Origin of the sequence: Leptolyngbya sp. FACHB-671 (assembly GCF_014695745.1) — a bacterium.
In the GTDB taxonomy this organism is placed as follows: Bacteria; Cyanobacteriota; Cyanobacteriia; order Elainellales; family Elainellaceae; genus JAAUTN01.
Genome location: NZ_JACJOV010000084.1, coordinates 1 through 19,476, shown reverse-complemented (window position 1 = coordinate 19,476; position 19,476 = coordinate 1). Strand labels below are relative to the sequence as shown.

Below are 19,476 nucleotides of genomic sequence, written 5' to 3'. Positions count from 1 at the left end.
TTATGCTTCTCTAGTTATCAGTCGCGGCGTGTTCAATGATCTCGGCAACGGCATCCGGATGGGAAACCATCACCACATGTGACGCACCACTCACAACAACCGTCTCCTTTGAGTTAGCGCGCTCTGCCATGAAAGCCTGCGCTGCTGCTGGAATGTTCAAGTCGCGCTCGCCATAGATAAACCAGGACGGGATGGATTTCCATGCAGGCGCACCGGAGGCTTCGTTCAATGCAGCTTCTGTGATTGGACGCTGGGTGCTAGCCATCAACTGCGCGTCGCTGGCGGGTACATCCGCGGCAAACTGGGCGTGGAACTTGTCCTGTTGAATATAGAGATCCTTGCCACCATCGGGCAGATCGACTGGAGGCGCGAGCGTTGGTCCAAGTGTGCCTCCGGGATAACGCCCTGAGAGTTCAGCGGCAGTCTCACCTGTATCAGGCGCAAAACCAGCAACGAAGACCAGTGCCTTCACGTTGCTATTGTCATTGACTGCATTGGTAATCACCGCACCTCCATAGGAGTGCCCGACCAGCACGATGGGACCTTCGATACCGTTGAGGACGCTGGCGACATAGTCTGCGTCGCTCTCGACTCCTCGTAGGGGATTAGCTACGGCAACCGTCGGATAACCTTTTGGGATCAGCTCGGTCAATACACCATTCCAACTGGAAGACTCGGCGAACGCGCCGTGGACGAGAACGATAGTGGGTTTGCTGTCTTGTGCGCTTGCAGGATTCATGGTGGCTCCTAGAGAAGTGATAATAGTGGTTCCTAAAAAGAGTGCGACGATCAGAAGCAGGCGGATACCGTTTCTGAGGGGGAGCATGTTCATGTTGTGATATCCTTGGTGTTTGTTTATTTCGTTGGATGGTGAAAAGACATGAGAATATTTCTCGTGCCGACCGAATTGTCTCAAAAGCAAACTGATCCAAGTCAACGAAGACCACCGGTGATGTACAGCGTTTCCCCAGTGATCCAGGCTGAATCGGAAGACGCAAGGAAGACAGCAGCAGGGGCGATGTCCTGCGGTTGTCCAATGCGGCCCAGTGGGGTTTTCGCTTCAACCTGTTTGCGGTAATTGCCAAGAGAGATTCCCGCTGTGTGCGTACCTTCCGTTTCCACTACGCCAGGATTGATGGAGTTGACACGGATCTTGCGTGGACCTAGCTCTTTAGCTAATGACTTCGTTACGGCATCGACAGCCGCTTTGGTCGCACTATAGACCGAGCTGGTAGCAGGTGCGAGGGTGCTAACGATCGAACTAATATTGATAATGCTGCCGCCCTCCGAACCGAAGTACTTTACACTTTGTTGGGAAGTAAGGATTAATCCCAGCACATTGAGATCAAAGTGCTTGTGGAAGTGATCTTCCGTGATGTCTTCGAGTGGGACATTTTCATACATTCCGGCATTGTTGACCAAGATGTCGAGCCTGCTAAATACCTGTTGAGTCCTAGCAAAAAGCTGTTCGACCTCTGCCCTTTTGGAAACATCTGCTTGGAAGGCGATCGCCTTCCCGCCTGCGCTGTTAATTTCATCTACTACGTGATCGGCTCCTTCTTTGCTAGAGGCATAGTTGACGACTACGGCTGCACCTTCGGCTGCCAAGTGTTTGGCGATCGCGGCACCGATTCCTTTGGATGCACCTGTCACAACTGCAATTTTTCCGTCTAGTTTCTTCATGGTTACACCTATGGTGGTTGGGTTTCAAGCAGTCAGCCGTAACAGGTGCGACTATACGAGAATGACCCATTCGGATCATTAACAGTGATGTCTCATCTCAACGTCTCAGCCTCAAGACTTGAGAAATGCCAACAGATCGGCGTTGAGTTCATCCCTGCTTGTGTCGCCCAGGCTATGTGACCCACCGGGATAAATTTTCAAAGTTGAATCTTTGACGAGCTTTGCAGACAGGGGAGCAGAAGCACCGATCGGCACAATCTGATCATCGTCGCCATGAAGGATTAGCGTCGGCACGTCAAACTTCTTCAAATCCTCGGTGAAATCTGTTTCCGAAAACGCTTTGATGCAGTCATATCCATTCTTGTGACCCGACATCATGCCCTGCATCCACCAAGCGTTGATCAGCCCTTGAGAGACTTTGGCACCCGGTCGATTGAAGCCGAAAAACGGTCCACTTGCCACATCCAGAAAGAACTGCGCTCGGTCTACCAAAAACGCCTCCCGAAAGCCGTCAAAGACCTCAATCGGTAGCCCACCCGGATTTGCCTCCGTTTTGAGCATGATCGGGGGCACTGCGCCCATCAACACTGCCTTGGCGACACGCGCTGTTCCATGCCGTCCGATGAAGCGCGCCACTTCGCCGCCACCCGTAGAGTGACCGATCATCACTGCGTCCTTCAGATCCAGTGCCTCGAAAAGTTCTGCCAGGTCGTCGGCGTAGGTATCCATGTCGTTGCCGTTCCACGGTTGACTTGAGCGTCCATGACCGCGACGATCGTGTGCGATGCAGCGGTAGCCGTGCGAGGCAAGAAAAAACATCTGCGATTCCCAAGCATCAGCGTTGAGTGGCCAACCGTGACTAAAGACAACGGGTTGTCCTGTACCCCAGTCTTTGTAATAGATTTGCGTACCGTCTTTAGTCGTAATTGTGCTCATATGGCTCCTGAGTTGAATGGATTGAACGTTAACTCGATGATCTGCCTTGCTTGCAACAATGGATTACCCAATCCAGCAACAGCACCTTTGGAGCGCTGCCGACCGCTTTTGGAGCCGCTCTAAATCTGTGCCATGCCGCCATCGACAAACAGCTCAATGCCGTTTACAAAGCTGCTGTCGTCTGACGCAAGAAAGACAACAGCTTTGGCAATCTCATCAGGTGTACCAACTCGTCCTAATGGGATATTGACAGCTTGGCTGTCCACGAATTCCTGCACTTGCTCATCACTCAGTCCCATGAGGTTGTAGCCAGGGGTAGGTACGACACCAGGACTGATAGCATTGACGCGAATCTTGCGCTCTTTAAGATCGAGTGTCCAATTCCGAGCAAACGATCGCACGGCGGCTTTAGTTGCACTGTAAACACTGAAGGATGGAGTCCCTTTTATAGAAGTAATCGAGGCGTTCAGAATGATAGAAGCGCCCTCTGGCAACAGCGGCAGTGCCTTCTGCACAGTGAACAGCAAACCTTTAACGTTCGTGTTGAATGTTTTGTCAAAGTGCTCTTCGGTGATTTCTCCAAGAGGGAGAATTTCTCCACCACCTGCATTGGCGAAGATTACATCGAGGTGTCCTTGCTCTTGCTTAATTGTGGCGAACAGGCGATCGAGGTCTTCCATTTTGGAGGCATCGCTCTGAACACCCGTGACGTTTTTACCGATCGCTTCTACAGCGGCATCCAGTTCAGGTTGGCGACGACCTGTGATGAAGACGTAGGCACCTTCAGCGACAAAGCGTTTAGCAGTGGCAAGACCGAGTCCGCTATTGCCACCGGTGATAAGCGCAACTTTTCCTTCTAGTTTGTTCATGTTAAGTCCTGTAATTGTTTGTGATGTTTGCTAATTCACAACACCGTTTAAGCATGGCTGTGGTTAGGGTGAGGATGAGCTATTGGATGTTCGGGATAGCTCATCCTTCTACTTGTCAGGCAGGAATAGGTTGCAGTCGCGATGTGAGAAATCGACGAATGTGATTAGCGATCGCCTCTCCTTCCTCTTCCAAAACAAAATGTCCGGTATCGAGTAAATGAAATTCAACGTCTTCTAGGTCACGCTGATAGGGATAAGCACCGTCGCCAGGGAAGATGTAATCGTTCTTGCCCCATACAATTAAGGTCGGTGGCTGATATTTGCGGAAATACTCTTGCCACTGTGGATATAACGGTGGATTTGTGCCATAGCTATAAAACAGTGCTAGTTGAATCTCAACATTTCCTGGGCGGTCGAGGAAGAGTTGATCCATATTCCAGTTATCCGGGCTGATCGCCTCAGGATTGCGGACACCATTGGTGTACTGCCACTTTGTCGTTTCTAGTGTGAAAAAGGGTCTGAGCTTGTCAGCATTCTCAGGTGAACGCTCTTGCCAGTAAGCTTTAATCGGCTCCCAAAACTCCCGCAAGCCTTCTTCATAGGCATTTCCATTTTGCACAATTAGGGCTTGCACCCGCTCTGGATACTTAGCGGCAATGCGATAGCCAATTGGAGCGCCGTAATCCATCACATAAAGGCTGTATTTCTTGAGATCGATCGCAGCAATAAACCTCTCCACAATCTCAGCCAGGTGATCAAAGGTGTAATCAAACTCATTCACGGTTGGCATCGAACTGTTGCCGTAACCAGGGTAATCAGGGGCAATCAGATGAAATTTATCAGCCAGCGAAGAAATCAAATTGCGGAACATGTGTGATGACGTTGGGAAGCCATGCAATAGCAAAATTGTCGGATTGTCGCGAGAGCCTGCCTCTCGATAAAAGATATCTAAACCATCGATCGAAACTGTACGAAAAGTAGTCATACCGAGACTCCTTGTAATTGTATAAGTGGTGCAATTGTGGTGTGAAATCGAAACACGCTATCGCTGGAAATAGTTGCGCCAACTTTTGGGTAAAGCTTCCAGTTGAGCAGCGCGGTGAAGTAACGCTGGATTGTCATTCGGAAGAACGTAAAGTTGAGTAATATCAGCAACCGTGACATTGTTTTCATCCCGGCTTATCAACTCTAGAGTGGCTCCAGTTTCGACTTCACCCTCTTGCAACACCCGGAAGTAAAATCCTGTGCGACAACTAGCGAGAAATCGTTTTACCATATCTGGTCGTCCAAACCGAATCCCCAGTTTGTAGCAGGGCATCCGAGGTTGTGTCACCATCAGTTTTACGGTGCCAATCCGAAAGCAATCCCCAATGTTCACGTCCTCTTCTCGCAACCCAGTGGTTGTGAAGTTTTCACCAAAGATGCCCGGTGTTAACTCTGTATTGGGTAACTCACCTCGCCAGTAATCGTAATGCTCGAATGGATATACATAGACTGCTTTGTCTGCTCCGCCATGAACTGTTAAATCTGCTTGTCGATCGCCGTCTAAATTAAGCGAGCGCACCATCACGCGATCGTTGACTGGTTCTTTGAAAATTCCAGTGGTAACAGTTTTTCCTCTCCAGGTCACTTCACGCGGTAGCCCGACATTAACAGAGATAAGTTTCATCTCCGGCTCCAAAATTTTAGACGGCATTTCTTGTGAATTGATTTGTTGTTTTATGCAGAAGGACGGCAGGGCTTGACCCCTTCCCTTTGAACGTCGGCATTGGGATCACTGCCCATCACTCGAACTGAGATCGTGGGTTCATAGCCGGGGTTAACAACGAACTAAGATAGTATCTTCAGATTGGGTTACATACAGCACATAAATGGGTTTGCCCCCCAGTACAGCAGAAACAAGGTTAGGGGGTGCGGGTGCAGTCGCAACCAAGGTGGACTGATTCAAAGCGTGTGTATCTGGCATTTTAGATAGAACAGACTTTGCTTGAAAGGATCGCAAACCGATCAGGATTAATGCTGTGAAAATGACCAGTGCAACATAGAATTTCGCAGGTAGTTTGAACATGATTGAGTAGTTTTAGTTTGATATTAAGAACGACCACGGCTTTGTCGTTCTTGATGATATTCATGTTCTTCTCCCTGTTTAGGGTAAATCTCCGGGCGCACCCAAAATCTCATCGCCAATCTCAACAGAAATACGCTCAAACAGCGCCATATTCGATGGTTATGCTTCATCCAGCGTCCCCACTGCTGCAATCAATCGAGCAAAGGAACTGGGCGCAGCGACGACCAATCCGCGAGCGGGGCGATCGCCGAGCGCAGCGACAACGTGAGGGGTACATGGAGCAATCAGGAAGCTTTCACCCGCATTCAGTACAACCTTGTTTTCACCTGCCCAGACCGTGAACTCCCCGTCCAATACATAAAGTTGCTCGGAATAGCGTGTGTGGTGATGATGAGGAGTTTGTATGCCCGGTGGAAAGTAGCCTTCGATCAGATCGTACTGCCCCCCGGTTGTAGTGTGCTCGGCAACAATGTTAAGGTGAGAGCCAAAGAACCAGAGAGTTTGTGTCACGATGCTCCTGTTGATAAACAATTTGTGTGATGAAGAGTTAGTTTGCAATTGCTGAAGGTATTTGCTGTGAAACGCGACCTGTAGCTTTAATTAAATCGGCAGCTTTTTCAGCAATCATGATAGTTGGTGCGTTGGTATTTCCTGTGGTGATCGTTGGCATGATAGAAGCATCCACGACTCGCAAGCCCTCAATTCCATGTACTCGTAGTTCAGGATCTACTACCGCCATTGAGTCAGTACCCATTTTGCAGGTGCCGACGGGATGATACACCGTATCGCAAACTTCCCGAACGTAAGCTTCAAGTGCTGCATCGCTCTGCTTGTCAGTACCAGGAGCGATTTCCTCACCGCGAAACTCATCAAACGCATTGGTATGGAACAAGTTACGAAGTAATTTAATTCCGGTAACAAGCTTTTGCACATCGGCTTCGCCTTGCAGATAGTTCAGCCGAATCATCGGTGCGGTTTGGGGATCGGGGGAGCGCAAACTAACGCTCCCAATGTTTTGTGGATGGGTCGAACAGATTAAACTGGTGAATCCTGCACCAGCGTAAGCATAAGCAGGCGGTGCCAACACAACAGGACCGAAGAGAAACTGTAAATCTGGCGCAATCTCTTGATTTTCCTCAGTGTGTAAAAACAAGTTGGCTTCAGCAATACTACTAGTGCTTGCCGGATGTAAATCCTGAGTTGCTTGGTATACCACATGCACAACAGGGTGGTCTTGCAGGTTTTGACCCACACCCGGCAAATCAGACACTACCGCAATTTCCATCGCTTGAAGGTGTTCTGCATTTCCAATGCCAGAAAGCATCAGCAGCTTAGGCGAATCGAACGCACCTGCGCTTAAAATTACTTCGTGGTTAACCCTAACCTGGTGCAATGTGCCCTCGTGCAGGTATTCAACTCCAACAGTACGGTTGCCCTCAAACAATAATCGAGTTACCAACGCTCCTGTGGTTACAGCCAAATTGGGACGACCGAGAATGGGCAGCAGGAAGGCAGCAGCAGCACTGTGTCGCTTACCATCCTTGATCGTCAACTGATAAAGTCCTACACCTTCCTGTTGTATCCCATTGATATCAGGATTGTGGTCATATCCCAGTGCTATCGCTGCGTCTACAAAACGTTGGGATACTACAGCAGGAGAAATAGTATCAGTCACGCTCAACTCTCCGTCAACCCCGTGAAATTCAGACGCACCTCGCTGTTGATGCTCCGATTTCTTAAAATAGGGCAATACCTCTTGGTAGCTCCAACCTAAATTCCCCAATGACTGCCAGTGGTCATAATCATGAGAATTGCCCCGCATATAAATCATGAAATTAATCGAACTGCTACCGCCCAAAACTTTGCCACGGGGACAAAAGATTTTGCGGTTATTCAGGTAGGGCTCTGGTTCAGAGAAATATGCCCAGTCCACTTCAGAACCTAATAAACTAAGGCATTCTGACGGGATGTGAATCTCCGGTTTTGTATCCGGATTGCCCGCTTCGAGTAACAATACGGTTGTCTTACTGTCTTGGGTCAAACGGTTAGCGAGAACACAACCTGCTGAGCCCGCACCGATCACAATGTAGTCGTATTGAGTCATGATGTCCTCTGTTTTGACTAGCTATATCGGACTACCCAGTTCAATTTAAAATGCCGTCTAAATCACGGATATAACCAACCGTTTGTCCCCACGGCTTTACCGTAGGAGCGACAACTACTACAGCACCCGCTGTCACAGCCTGTGCAAACGCGGCGGCTACATCCTCTGTGACAAAACCGATCTCAATGCCAGCAGGCAACTCCGACAAACTATTTTCTTGAAATCCCTGAAGTAGGTTAGAGTTTGCAAATTCATTAGTAGCGAAGGCAAGGGCGGTTCCACCGGTATCCATCTCAGCGTATTGCTCGCTTTCATCAATGAATCGTTGCTTTAGACCAAAGGCACGTTCATAAAACGCGATCGCTTGAGTAACGTCTTTGACATAGAGAATTGTGTAGGAAAACTTCAATGTTTCTTACTCCTTTCAGAGAACCAAACTTTGTAGAGGGATCAATGATTTACAGCGGTAATAACTGCCATCAATTGCTCCATATTCCAGCGATCGCGATAACGAATTCCATTAATAAACAAAGCTGGGGCAGTCGTTACTCCACTGTTTAATCCACCTTCAATATCTTGATTGATCCGATCGGCGTGTGTTTGTTTAGATAGATCTTGCAGAAACTGGTAGATATCGAGTCCTAGGCGGTTGGCGTACTCCACTAGATAGCCATTTCCCAATTCTTGTGAATGGGTGAACAATATGTCATGCATCTGCCAAAACTGACCCTGAACTGCCGCTGCTTCTGCCGCCTCCGCTGCATGTTGAGCCTGAGGATGAATCTGGCGCTGTAGAAAATGGCGGAAGATAAAGCAAGCATAATTTGCTCCAAACGAAACACTAAGCTGTTGCTGAACAACTTTAAGTAGCCGATACACGTCCGCACTCTGAGAACTTTGATAGTCTCCATACAGCACCAGTACAATGGCAGCATTCAGCACACCATTTATGTGATCTTGTGTTGAAGGTAGGACGGATAATGGACTGTAGTCGCGGTCATAGCTCATCCTTCTGCGGTCTGTATAAAGCAAACTTAAATCTTTCAACTAAGTTGCTGTTCGTGTTTGGATGAGTTCAATGTATGAAATTAACGTTCACTTGTCGTCCACTCAGAGTTGACACTTTTGTTCATTAAAATGATCGATGAATCAGCCCATCGCGCGAAGGAAGGCTGGCTCCAACTCAAGTTGGACTTTAAGCCCAAACTAAAGTACAACCTACAAACTGACAATCCCGCGTTTAACGGAAGTAATTACCGCTTGTGTGCGATCGTTCACTCCCAATTTACTCAAGATTCGATTGACATGGGACTTGACAGTGCTTTCCCCAATATTCAGAACAGCACCGATTTCTTGGTTGCTCATTCCTTGCGCCATTGAACGAAGAACTTCTAGCTCTCGTTCACTCAGCTCTGGATTGCTCATCCGCTGCACTAGTTTTGCTCCCACTTCTAGTGGAACATACTTTTGACCACTATGAACCATGCGAATCGCATTCAGAAGCTCATTAGGTTTCGCATCCTTGAGCAGATAGCCTTGAGCACCTGCCTGCAATCCACGATAGATATCTTCATCACTATCGTAGGTCGTGAGCACGATAATTCGAGCCTGTTTAAATTCAGCGCAAATTGCCGTAATGGCTTCAACGCCTCGTATCTGTGGCATTCGTAAATCCATCAGCGTCACATCGGGGTGATGTTCCTGAAACAGGTCAATCGCTTGCTGCCCATCCTCTGCTTGAGCAATCACTGTCATTTCTGGATCGCGGTCAATGATCGTTGCCAATCCTTGTCTGACAATGAAATGATCATCAGCGATCAGAACCCGAATTGCAGTGAATTGGCTCATCATGATCCTTGCTCTCGATTTACAACGATAACAATTTCTGTTCCTTGCCCCGGTTGGCTGCCAATGGTCAGTTGCGCCCCAATCGCCACTGCCCGCTCGCTCATCCCCAGTAATCCAAATCCGTTAACGGGTGGAATGCTACCGACTCCAAAACCTCGTCCATCGTCCTTAACGCGCAAGACACATTGGGTATGGTCATAAACTAAATCAACTTGAATTTCGCTAGCATCTGCATACCGGATGGCATTGGTCAAAGCTTCCTGTCCAATCCGGAGTAAGTTATTCTCAACCTCGGCTGGCAAAGGGTAGGCTGTGCCTTTGGTTTCGTATCTCAAGGCGGTATCAGTCGCGGACCTCATTTGAGTCACCAGATGATGCAAGGCATCCGGCAAATTGCCACCTTCTAATAAGTGGGGACGGAGTGCTGTTACTGATCGACGCGCTTCAGCTAGTCCGGTTCGTGCCAGTTCATCGATCATTTCAAGGTGACTCTGTGTTGCTTCTAAATCATCTGCTAACACTTGTGTCGCGGCTCCAATGTGCAGCAGAATGCCAGTAAAGGCTTGGGCCAGAGTATCGTGAATCTCGCGTGCCATACGGTTACGTTCTTCTAAAATTGAAGCTGCTTCGGCACGTTTGCGTTCACGCAATGCCGTGTTTCGCTGTTCGCTAATATCTGTAATCAGCCCATAGTATCCTCTAACTTGAGCATTGGAGTCGAAATCAGGGATGAGGGAACCACTGACATAACGCTTCCCAAAAGGATAGGGAATTTCTACCTCGTAGATTGTAGTCTGTCCTGTCAGCGCTCGATTGATATACGGTTGTGCAACTTCATAAGCCGTCTCACCTAAAAGTTCACGAGTGTGCTTACCCAGAATCTGATCTCGACTACAGCTAAACCAGTCTTCATAGGTCTGGTTAACAAACTGATAACGTTGATTCGCATCGATATAGCTAATACAAACAGGGAGAGCGTCGGTGATCAGTCGTAATTGCTGTTCTCGTAAGCGAAGCTCGTCGTAAACATCGCGCAGTGCGGCTTCACTTTCCTGTAACGCTGCTGTTCGTTCCGCGACCTGTTGTTCTAAAGTAAGGTTGTAATTGGCTAAAAAATGTTCTGCTTGTTTGCGTTCTGTGATGTCTTGAAAGGCGGCGATCGCATAAGTCACATTGCCGTGTTCATCAAAGACAGGAGTTCCCCATACCTCAAGAGGAATGACAGTGCTTTCTTGGTGAATTTCTAGATCATCTGTTCTTGTGCGTTCACCCCTCAACGCTCGGAACAGGGTTAGCTTTTCAGTTGGATACTTTTGATTTGTTCCAGCTATATAACCTTGATAAATTTCTGTAAGTTGATCGAGTGTTATGGAAGGAACAGCACCTTTGCCCAACAGCTGAACTGCTTGCTGGTTGAAGTAGTAAGGATGACCCGCCGCATCCACTACGGTAATTCCCACCGGAACTGCTTCGAGGAATTGAGCCATCCGACTTTCGCTAGCGCGTAGCTTTGAGTAAAGTTTGGCATTTTCGATCGCAATTGCTGCTTGAGTAGAGAGTAGATTTAGGAGTTGCGATCGATCAGGTGTGAATACCCCAGTTGCTAATTGATTCTCTAAATACAACACACCAACAAGCTGGCTTTGATTCAATAACGGCAGACAGAGCAGTGATTGTGTTTGATTCTGTTGAATATAGGGATCACTGATGAAATTACCTTCACGAGTGGCATCATTCAGAATCACAGATTCATGAGTCCGAATCACGTACTGAATAATCGCTTCAGGTAAGCGGTTTACAATTGGAATCGATTGCAACACTTGTGTAGCACAGACTTCCTCACCTTCGTTGAGTTCACAAGCGACTTCAATCGTCCATTCTCCTAAATTTTCTAGAATCAAGCATCCGGTTTGTGCCCCAGCATTCTCAATTAAGATCTGCATCAATGAACGAAGCAACTGCTCCAGTTCAATTTCACGAGAAATTGTCTGTGACGCTTTCATCACCGTCGCTAAATCGAAAGCGATAGGTGGGACATTAGAGGTGTTTCCAGAAGCTTTAGGGATTGACATAGAAGCCATGTCCACCGATTGAGGAAAGAACTGCGGGTAGCAAGTTTCCAGATGTTTGACTTTTGCCGTTGCTTCCCACCGTCCATAGCAGTAGTGTGCTTCTTTCATATAGGTTTGGGCAAATTTCTCCATCCCTCTTGCCAGATAGAACTTAGCGGCTAATTCATATCCCAACGCCTCTTCTTGAGTGTATTCATTATCCTTAGCTCCTTTAATTGCCAGTTCATAAAAATCCATTGCTTCAACAACTTGACCCAAAACTCGCGCTTTCTCTGCCTCAACTAAATGATATTTATGCAGATAATTCATGGGTGCACACTGTGCCCATCGTTTCATTTCCTCCTGACTAATGGCAACTTTTTTGAGGATTTCCTCCTGCACTTGAGCGCTGCCTTCAGGAAACGTTGCGAGTCTCACTAGAGAGCTATAGAAGGAGCAAAAAGAAACAAAGTACGCCCCTCTTCTTTTGGTTAAATGACTTTCGGCTATAATCAAACTTTCAAGCGCTTGAGTATACTCAGAAAACAGGTAGCACAGGAAGAGTTTATGAAGACGGATAAGAAAGATTGCGCCTGTATTACTTATTTCATTTTGTGACCTACTTTCCTCGTTATAAGCCTCACCAATTAGACGGATTGGATTGACTGCACGTCCCATCAAATTTAAGGCGGACTGCCGATAGATTTGAATCCAGGTAAATGGTGCTTGCTGGCTAATTCGACGGATTGCTTCACTGTATATCCCCATCTCGCGTTCAAGTTCTACAAGTCCCCTACCAGCCATAAAAGATTGAGAGCAATAACCTTGAGCACAGTAGCCAGCAAACTCTAAATCCCCAGTTTCCAGCCCAGTTTGATAGGCTTCGAGTAATCGCTTCGATGTCTCTTTAATATGCTCTTTCCAGTGAACAATGTAGGTATTCACAATGTACAACGTTCTGGCTCTAAGGGAATGGGTATGCAACTGTGATAGCAGCCGTAAAGCAAGTTGTCCAAACTCATAGCCGGACTCAATGTCTCCAACCATTCCACAAAGAGTGAATCCATACAAGGCATAGGCAAAAGGAGACACAAGCGTATTGCCATATTGAATGGACAAGTTGACCTGTTTAGATACAAGTAGAGGTACTAAATCAGGAGTAGCAATTTGGGCAGTGATCGTGATACTGGATAGGATTCGTATCGCTGCCAACTTGTCTAGCTCAGTCATTCCTGGCAAATGAACTAAATCCTCAATGCATTTATCACTCAAGAGAGACGCGATGATGTCCAGTTCAAGCTGAATATCTAATTGACTGGGCTGTTCAGGCAAACTGATTCCCAGTTGCTGCAACACTTGTAAGCCAATGTTGATCGCCTGCGATGGCTCCCCCTGCGCCATATTAGTTTGAATCTTAACTTCGTAAACTTTGACGATATCGAGAACTGTTTTAGCTTCTTGTAGAACAATCCTGCCCCAATGTTCCACCTGCTCAAACTCGCCACACAAATATGCAACTTCTGTGGTTTCTGTATACAACGCCAAGGACAGTTCATAGTTGGTTTGCCAACTAGAAGCTGCTAAACATCTTCTCCCTATAGCTAAATAGTTTTTTGCTGTACTATAAGCGATCGCTGCCTTTGCTTTCTGACCTGCCAATAGATTCAGTCTGGCAATTTCATCTCGTTCTCCTTGATCAGGAACCAGCTCAATTCCATAATTGAGATGATCTACAATTTTAAATAGTTGGCTTGAGCGACGTTCTGGCAGAATTTTTTCCAGCAGATTACGACCATTTTGCAGATGAACCACTTGTTTTTGCGCCTCATCGATCAACGCATACGCTGCTTGCTGGATGCGATCGTGTAAAAACTTATACTCCTGAACTAACAGATTCTCGTCCAATTCAGACAAGGGCTGAATTAATCCAGCTTGAATCGCTGCCAGTAAATCCAGAGAAACTACCTCCGGAGTTTGCTTACAAACGATCGCTAGTGTATCTAAATCAAATTCGGCACCAACACAAGCTGCCAATCGAAGAATATGCTGTGTGTTCTCTGGTAATTCCTTTAATTGCCTCAATAGCAACTCCGCCACGTTCTCAGTGATGTTTTGGGCTTGGATTTGAGCAACATTCCACCGCCAGCTTAAATGTTTTGCATCAAGTGTCAACAGATTCTCTCTATACAGCATCCGCAAAAATTCGCTAACAAAGAAGGGGTTGCCCTCCGTTTTACGCAGCACTAATTGGGCTAGGGGACGAACCGCGTCTGTAGTTTGGTGCAATGTATCGGCAATCAACCGACACAATGGCTCAAGCGTTAAGGGTGCTAAAGCAATTCCCTGAGGGATTATCCCTTGTTTTCGTAATTGCTCCAGCATCAATATAAGAGGATGCGTTAGATTGACTTCATTATCCCGGTAAGCTCCAATCAAAAATAGATATTGAGTTTGATCATTGAGGACAATCAATTCAATCAGCTTGAGCGTTGCAGAATCTATCCACTGCAAATCATCCAGAAAAATTACGAGCGGATGTTCTTTTGAGCAGAACACTCGCACAAATTGTTGAAAGACCCGATTGAAACGGTTTTGAGCTTCTGTTACCCCAATATCAGGTACGGGTGGCTGTTTGCCAATAATCAGTTCAACTTCAGGAATGACATCAACAATGATTTGTCCATTGCTACTTAATGCTGCCAGAAGGCGCGACCGCCACTGTTGCAACTGATCGTCAGGTTCACCCAGCAATTGCTGTACCAACTTTTGTAGGGCTTGAGCGATCGCGCTGTAGGGAATATACCGTTGGAATTGGTCGAATTTACCTGAGACGAAGTAGCCACGCTTTGCTGTGATTGGCTTGTAAAGTTCTTGCACTAACGCAGATTTACCAATACCAGAATAGCCGGAGACAAGCAGTATTTCAGAAGCCGTGGCGACGCTGGAACGCTGGAACACAGAGACATTTTCACGCTCCCCCTCCTCTCTCTTCCCATCGTCACCTCTTCCCGTTGCCCTTTCAAATGCTGCCAGTAATGCTTCAATCTCCGCTTCACGTCCATACAATTTTTGCGGAATTTGGAACTGCTCGGAGACATCTTGAAGCCCTAACTGAATAGCACTAATCTGCTCTGTTGATTCAAGTTGATGCAGACAGTGTTCTAAATCCGCTTTAATTCCCCGCGCACTCTGATAGCGATCTTCCGCGTTCTTCGCCATCAGCTTCATTACAATATCCGAAACCGCTTCAGGAATTGCATTAGCTATGGATGATGACTCATCCCCCCCACCCCTCACCTCACACTTCACACCCCTCACCTCTGGCGGAACAGGCTGTTTAGCAAGATGACAATGGACTAGCTCTAGTGCGTCTGTTGTAGGAAACGGCAACTCCCCAGTGAGAAGCTGATAAAACGTCACACCAAGTGAGTAGAAATCGGTGCGGTAATCAAGCAAGCGGTTCATCCGTCCGGTTTGTTCTGGAGACAGGTAAGCAAGCGTACCCTCTAGCACATGAGGGCTTTTGAACATCGGATTCGTGCGGCTGAAGCGGGTAGCAATTCCAAAATCAATAATTTTGACAACACCAGTATTCAGGTTGAGGACGATGTTTCCGGGATTGAGGTCTTTATGAATGACATTAGCGGCATGGATCTTGCCTAGAGTATCGGTGAGGGCAATCGCCAACCGCAGAAAATTAGATAAAGGCATCGGGCAGAAGGATTCCGGTCGTTGCTCTATCCAGCACTGTAAGGACTCACCACCGAAGTCTTCTAGAAGCATGACAAGGGTGCGTTGATAGTCCTGCTGGCTGTAGACCCTAACAACCCCTTCAAGGTTGAGAGAGTGGGTAATCTGATATTCCTGCCTATAACGAATTATTTCTAGAGAAGAGGGATAATCTTGCTTAAGCAGTTTAATGACAAGAGCCTGATTATCCTGCTCTCTAATGCCTCGATACACTAGGGATACCGGGCTCTCATAAATTTTGCTTTGGATAGCAACCCCGGCTAGAGTAATCATTAAACTTTCTCTTGATGTAGGACATAAGCTATACCGCCATTATCAACGATTGTCAAACTCTAAACAATCAGACGATTTAGCAGGTCTACGCTGGTATTTACACCTCGGAAGCTTAAGAAGTAAGTTGAGCAATCAAGGAGTCTAAGCATTAATAAGCAATGCAAGTATTAGCATAACGATTGTGAAGTTACTAAGGATGCAGAGTTAATCATCAGGAGAACTCAGGTATGTCAACTCAACTACAATCCTCGTCTCAACTTCGGCTTAGTACAAAACTAGCTTATGGCAGTGGAAATTTAGCTAACACAGTACCTCTTGCATTGCAAAACTTCTTTTGGCTGTTTTTCTTGACAAATGTAGCAGGGCTAAGCCCATCCTTAGCAGGTACAGTATTACTGATTGGAAAAGTCTGGGATGCGATTAATGATCCAATAATAGGCTGGTTAAGCGATCGCACTCGCTCACCCTGGGGCAGGCGCTATCCCTGGATGGTATTAGGAGCAATTCCATTTGGAATCTTTCTTACTCTTCAATGGATTGTTCCTCAATTTGGTTCCAATCAGATGCTTCTGTTTGCTTACTATGTAATTATTTCTTTGTTGTTTGACACTGCTCTCACAATTGTTCGTATTCCCTACCAAGCGATAGCTCCAGAGTTAACTCAAAATTATGCAGAGCGCACTAGTTTAATCAGTGTTCAAACTGCTTTTACTTATGGTGGAGTATTTTCTGCTCTTATCCTCGCTCAACTCGTCTTTACTCTCGTTGCCGACTCATCAATCAAATATCTGATACTTGCTGGCGTTTGTGCTGCTCTGTCAGTGTTCGTGATCTATTTGAGTGTTTGGAGAACGTATAGCCAGACCACAACGTTACACTTTGTACGTTCTCAGTCTGCGCCATTCAATTTCTTCCAAATTCGCCTCATCTTCCAAAATCGTGCGTTTTTATGTGTTTCGGGTATTTTTTTGTTAGCTCAACTTGGGATACAACTAGCCTATACAATCCTGCCCTACTTCATGGTCAACTGGTTGGGGCAAACAGACAAAAGTGTTACTCCAATCGGGCTTCTAGGCTTGGCAACGTCCTTGCTGATGCTATTCTTTTGGAATCGTGTACGGCAGCACATCAGCAAACGAGCTATCTACTTGTTAGGAATGCCTCTGTGGATTCTAGCCCATCTCGGCATGATTCTAATCCAACCCAGTCAAATAAATTGGATGTACGGTTTGGTTGTGATTGCGGGAATAGGTGCCTCTACCCGTATTTTAGTTCCGTATTCAATGTTGCCTGATGTCATTGATGCTGATGAGCTGCAAAGTGGTCAACGGCGAGAAGGTGTGTTCTACGGAATGCTGTCTCTATTTCAAAAGCTGAGTATTGCGATCGCCCTCTTCCTAGTGGGTCAATCATTAGAGTGGGCTGGATTTGTATCTGCGATCGCTGGACAGCCAGCCCCTTCTCAGCCCGATACAGCCTTGTTTGCTATTCGTCTCCTGTACGGACCTATTCCAGCACTAATGGGGATCGGTAGTTTAATCGCGGCTTATTTTTATCCAATTACCCCCAATACTCATGCAGAAATTCTTCTAAGACTTGAAAAGAAGCGTCATTGAAGCAGCATTGAGTAAAGGATTAATTACCGCTACCTTTGTTCCTGTTTGGGCAGCAACATGCCAATCAGGTGCGATGCAGACACCCCTACCTCACCCCTGGGTGACATCTCGATGGAGGTTGTTGTCACAGGCAAACAATATTATCTGTGGCAGCAGTAGACTCAGAAGGCGACGTGCTCGACCGAGATACCAAGTCAGCTAAGCACTTTTTCCGTAAGCTCCTCTAGCAAGGCTTGACTCTACGGGTGATTGTATCGGATAAGCGGAAGAGCTATGAAGTGACCCAAACGCCAAGGAATTCAGAATTGGCAAGAGATTGGTGGTTTGAAATTCACTACATAATCCTGTGAGTCCAACTTGCCTAGAATTATCGTGCTTATTCTTCAATCTCTTCGATTACCCCTCATTCATCACTCTTGCTAGAGAATAGCTGAAACGACGTAAATTCGTTGTGGCTGAACTGAATGAATTTAGCTGAACTACACGTCAACAGAACAAGAATTTATTCTCTTCTTAGAGTGATGAATGAGGGTTACAGCGCTTTTCAGATTAGTAAGCCACAGGCAGGCATTAAGCAATAGCTCGTTGAACCGCTAGTTTGTGTGGCTTATTCAAATGGCAACCGCTGTAGCGCTCTTCTGTCACTCTCGATGAGGAAAAAAATTGTCAGAATCTGAGACAGCGTAGGCTGTCTAGCTTTTGTGTTTGATTTTCTAACATCAACTTGGATTTGTAGAATTTAGGGGCGTTGTTGCATGATTGAGAAGGAAGACAACCCTTCCCTTATGGAAACTTGCGATTAAGCTTTGACTTCGTAACTATCGGGTTTGGCGACTTAGATCATGCGATTGGCAGGTGCAGAGTTAGTTTCACTTCTGCCGTCCTACAAACAGTCCGATAGAAGAGCAGGATAGTAGCTCAAAAGTGCTGTTAGTTGGGCCCGAATGAGATTGCTCACTCCTACTGGGGCATCCTGTGAGCGGTAGATGCAACCTGATGATTGACACATCCCTAGCTATCGCAAGATAGTTGGGGATTACTTCTTAGGAGCGTTACTGGCAGTATCGAGACTTGATGGGCGGATTGCTCAGGGGCATGACATACTTTGGTCAAGACCTCCACCGATTTTGGCAGTATGACAGACTCGATTGATGAGCCAACGCTTTTGGAGCAGCTCAAGCAACTGACCGATGGACTCTACTGGATGAGCGAGTCCGATTACCCCTTTGAAGTGTTTCGCTGGGAGGACAAAGCTCAAGCCCAGTTAGACACAGAGGCAGTCTTGCGGAGGACAGGACACTCAACCCATACCCCAGTTACAGTTGTTGACCTCGACAAATTTTTCCATCGCGCCACACAGGAAGAAAAGTGGCACAGCGATGAGGAGCGGGAAGATATCCGACGCTACCGAGAATTGTTAGAGATGCTGAAGCAGTATTTCAGCGACATCCAGGTTTACCGCATTGGGGAAGTCAAAATCGATGTTTATGTCGTCGGGCGCTCGCCTGCTGGTAACCTAGTAGGACTTTCCACCCAAGTAGTTGAGACTTAACGGCTAACCTGACTTTCAATCACTGCTTGAATCTCTGTTGACACAGCCGATAAGAAGTCATAGCCTGTAGCTGCCTCAATCTCATCTACTGAGACACTAGACCTCCTGCACGAATATTTGATCGCCTCCTAAATCCTGCATTTTTGGGGAACTTTGAAGCTCGATCTTGATAGTTTCGTAGGAAAAAATCGATTCATGCAGGAGGTCTACTGTAAGTTTCCCAATCGGGATCGATTCCGTCCTGGTTGGGCATATCAACAGCAATTACCCGTGTCTCTTCGGTGATGTCCTCAATGCTTGAACCTGGTTCTAGCACTACAACCACTTTCCAGGTGTTTGTAGGGACAACAACCTGCCCGCTGCCGATCCGCTTTTGCTCTCCATAGCTACCAGCAACGATATACAGCTCGTTGCCTTCCTCCACCAAATCTCTGGAATAATCCTCTAATCCCCGCCAGGTCGGCGTTGCAGAATGGAGGTATGAATTAGGGGAAATTTCGATGCAGTGTCCTGAATGCGGTTCCACTCACATCCGTAAGAACGGGAAAAGAAGAGGTAAGCAAAATCACATTTGTGTTGCCTGTAGTCGTCAGTTTACTGAACACTATGATCTGCCCAAAGGCTACTCTAACGAGTTTAAGCAAGAATGTCTCAAAATGTATGTCAACGGCTCCGGCTTTCGGGCAATCGAACGAGTCAAAGGGGTGCATCACACGACCGTCATCG

The 19,476-nt window shown here is 46.8% G+C and carries 16 protein-coding genes; 3 read left to right on the top strand and 13 right to left on the bottom strand.

Going from position 1 to position 19,476, the window contains the following annotated elements:
• Positions 1-10: 10 nt before the first annotated feature.
• From H6F93_RS10900 to H6F93_RS10845, 12 genes are all read right to left on the bottom strand, one after another.
• Positions 11-832 carry an alpha/beta fold hydrolase gene (locus H6F93_RS10900; RefSeq protein WP_190680626.1) on the bottom strand — a complete coding sequence of 274 codons (822 nt, stop codon included), beginning with the start codon at positions 830-832 and terminating at the stop codon, positions 11-13.
• A gap of 101 nt (positions 833-933) precedes the next feature.
• The gene (locus H6F93_RS10895; RefSeq protein ID WP_190680601.1) at positions 934-1,683 is read right to left on the bottom strand and encodes an SDR family NAD(P)-dependent oxidoreductase; all 750 of its coding nucleotides are present in this window, start codon (positions 1,681-1,683) and stop codon (positions 934-936) included.
• A gap of 111 nt (positions 1,684-1,794) precedes the next feature.
• Positions 1,795-2,619, bottom strand: coding sequence for an alpha/beta fold hydrolase (locus H6F93_RS10890; protein WP_190680599.1), 825 nt, complete (start codon positions 2,617-2,619; stop codon positions 1,795-1,797).
• A 119-nt stretch (positions 2,620-2,738) separates the two neighbouring features.
• Positions 2,739-3,488 (bottom strand): SDR family oxidoreductase, encoded by a 750-nt coding sequence (locus H6F93_RS10885; protein ID WP_190680598.1) that lies wholly within the window; start codon positions 3,486-3,488, stop codon positions 2,739-2,741.
• A gap of 115 nt (positions 3,489-3,603) precedes the next feature.
• Positions 3,604-4,473: an alpha/beta fold hydrolase gene (locus H6F93_RS10880; RefSeq protein ID WP_190680597.1), complete on the bottom strand. Its 870-nt coding sequence runs from the start codon at positions 4,471-4,473 to the stop codon at positions 3,604-3,606.
• A 57-nt stretch (positions 4,474-4,530) separates the two neighbouring features.
• Positions 4,531-5,157: an MOSC domain-containing protein gene (locus H6F93_RS10875; RefSeq protein WP_190680596.1), complete on the bottom strand. Its 627-nt coding sequence runs from the start codon at positions 5,155-5,157 to the stop codon at positions 4,531-4,533.
• Positions 5,158-5,715: 558 nt separating this feature from the next.
• Positions 5,716-6,066 (bottom strand): cupin domain-containing protein, encoded by a 351-nt coding sequence (locus H6F93_RS10870; protein ID WP_347277275.1) that lies wholly within the window; start codon positions 6,064-6,066, stop codon positions 5,716-5,718.
• 37 nt (positions 6,067-6,103) lie between these two features.
• Complete coding sequence (locus H6F93_RS10865; RefSeq protein WP_190680595.1) at positions 6,104-7,660, bottom strand: GMC family oxidoreductase; 1,557 nt, start codon at positions 7,658-7,660, stop codon at positions 6,104-6,106.
• A gap of 40 nt (positions 7,661-7,700) precedes the next feature.
• Complete coding sequence (locus tag H6F93_RS10860) at positions 7,701-8,069, bottom strand: VOC family protein (protein ID WP_190680594.1); 369 nt, start codon at positions 8,067-8,069, stop codon at positions 7,701-7,703.
• Between the two features lie 41 nt (positions 8,070-8,110).
• Positions 8,111-8,668 carry a DsbA family protein gene (locus H6F93_RS10855; RefSeq protein WP_190680592.1) on the bottom strand — a complete coding sequence of 186 codons (558 nt, stop codon included), beginning with the start codon at positions 8,666-8,668 and terminating at the stop codon, positions 8,111-8,113.
• 210 nt (positions 8,669-8,878) lie between these two features.
• On the bottom strand, positions 8,879-9,511 hold the full coding sequence (locus tag H6F93_RS10850) for a response regulator transcription factor (protein ID WP_524537929.1): 633 nt from the start codon (positions 9,509-9,511) through the stop codon (positions 8,879-8,881).
• A complete protein-coding gene (locus H6F93_RS10845) occupies positions 9,508-15,582 on the bottom strand; it encodes an AAA family ATPase (protein WP_190680591.1) in 6,075 nt (2,024 codons plus the stop codon). The genes H6F93_RS10850 and H6F93_RS10845 overlap by 4 nt, the downstream gene beginning before the upstream one ends.
• 227 nt (positions 15,583-15,809) lie before the next feature.
• Between H6F93_RS10845 and H6F93_RS10840 the strand changes: the two genes are divergently transcribed.
• The gene (locus tag H6F93_RS10840) at positions 15,810-17,198 is read left to right on the top strand and encodes an MFS transporter (protein ID WP_190680589.1); all 1,389 of its coding nucleotides are present in this window, start codon (positions 15,810-15,812) and stop codon (positions 17,196-17,198) included.
• 1,135 nt (positions 17,199-18,333) lie between these two features.
• On the top strand, positions 18,334-18,750 hold the full coding sequence (locus tag H6F93_RS10835) for a nuclease A inhibitor family protein (RefSeq protein WP_190680587.1): 417 nt from the start codon (positions 18,334-18,336) through the stop codon (positions 18,748-18,750).
• Positions 18,751-18,943: 193 nt separating this feature from the next.
• On the opposite strand, the gene H6F93_RS10830 is transcribed toward H6F93_RS10835, so the two are convergent.
• Complete coding sequence (locus H6F93_RS10830; RefSeq protein ID WP_190680585.1) at positions 18,944-19,276, bottom strand: DNA/RNA non-specific endonuclease; 333 nt, start codon at positions 19,274-19,276, stop codon at positions 18,944-18,946.
• Between H6F93_RS10830 and H6F93_RS10825 the strand changes: the two genes are divergently transcribed.
• Positions 19,251-19,476, top strand: a 226-nt coding sequence (locus H6F93_RS10825; RefSeq protein ID WP_190680583.1) for an IS1/IS1595 family N-terminal zinc-binding domain-containing protein, incomplete at its 3' end; no start/stop codon positions are given. The two genes, H6F93_RS10830 and H6F93_RS10825, sit on opposite strands and share 26 nt — an antisense overlap.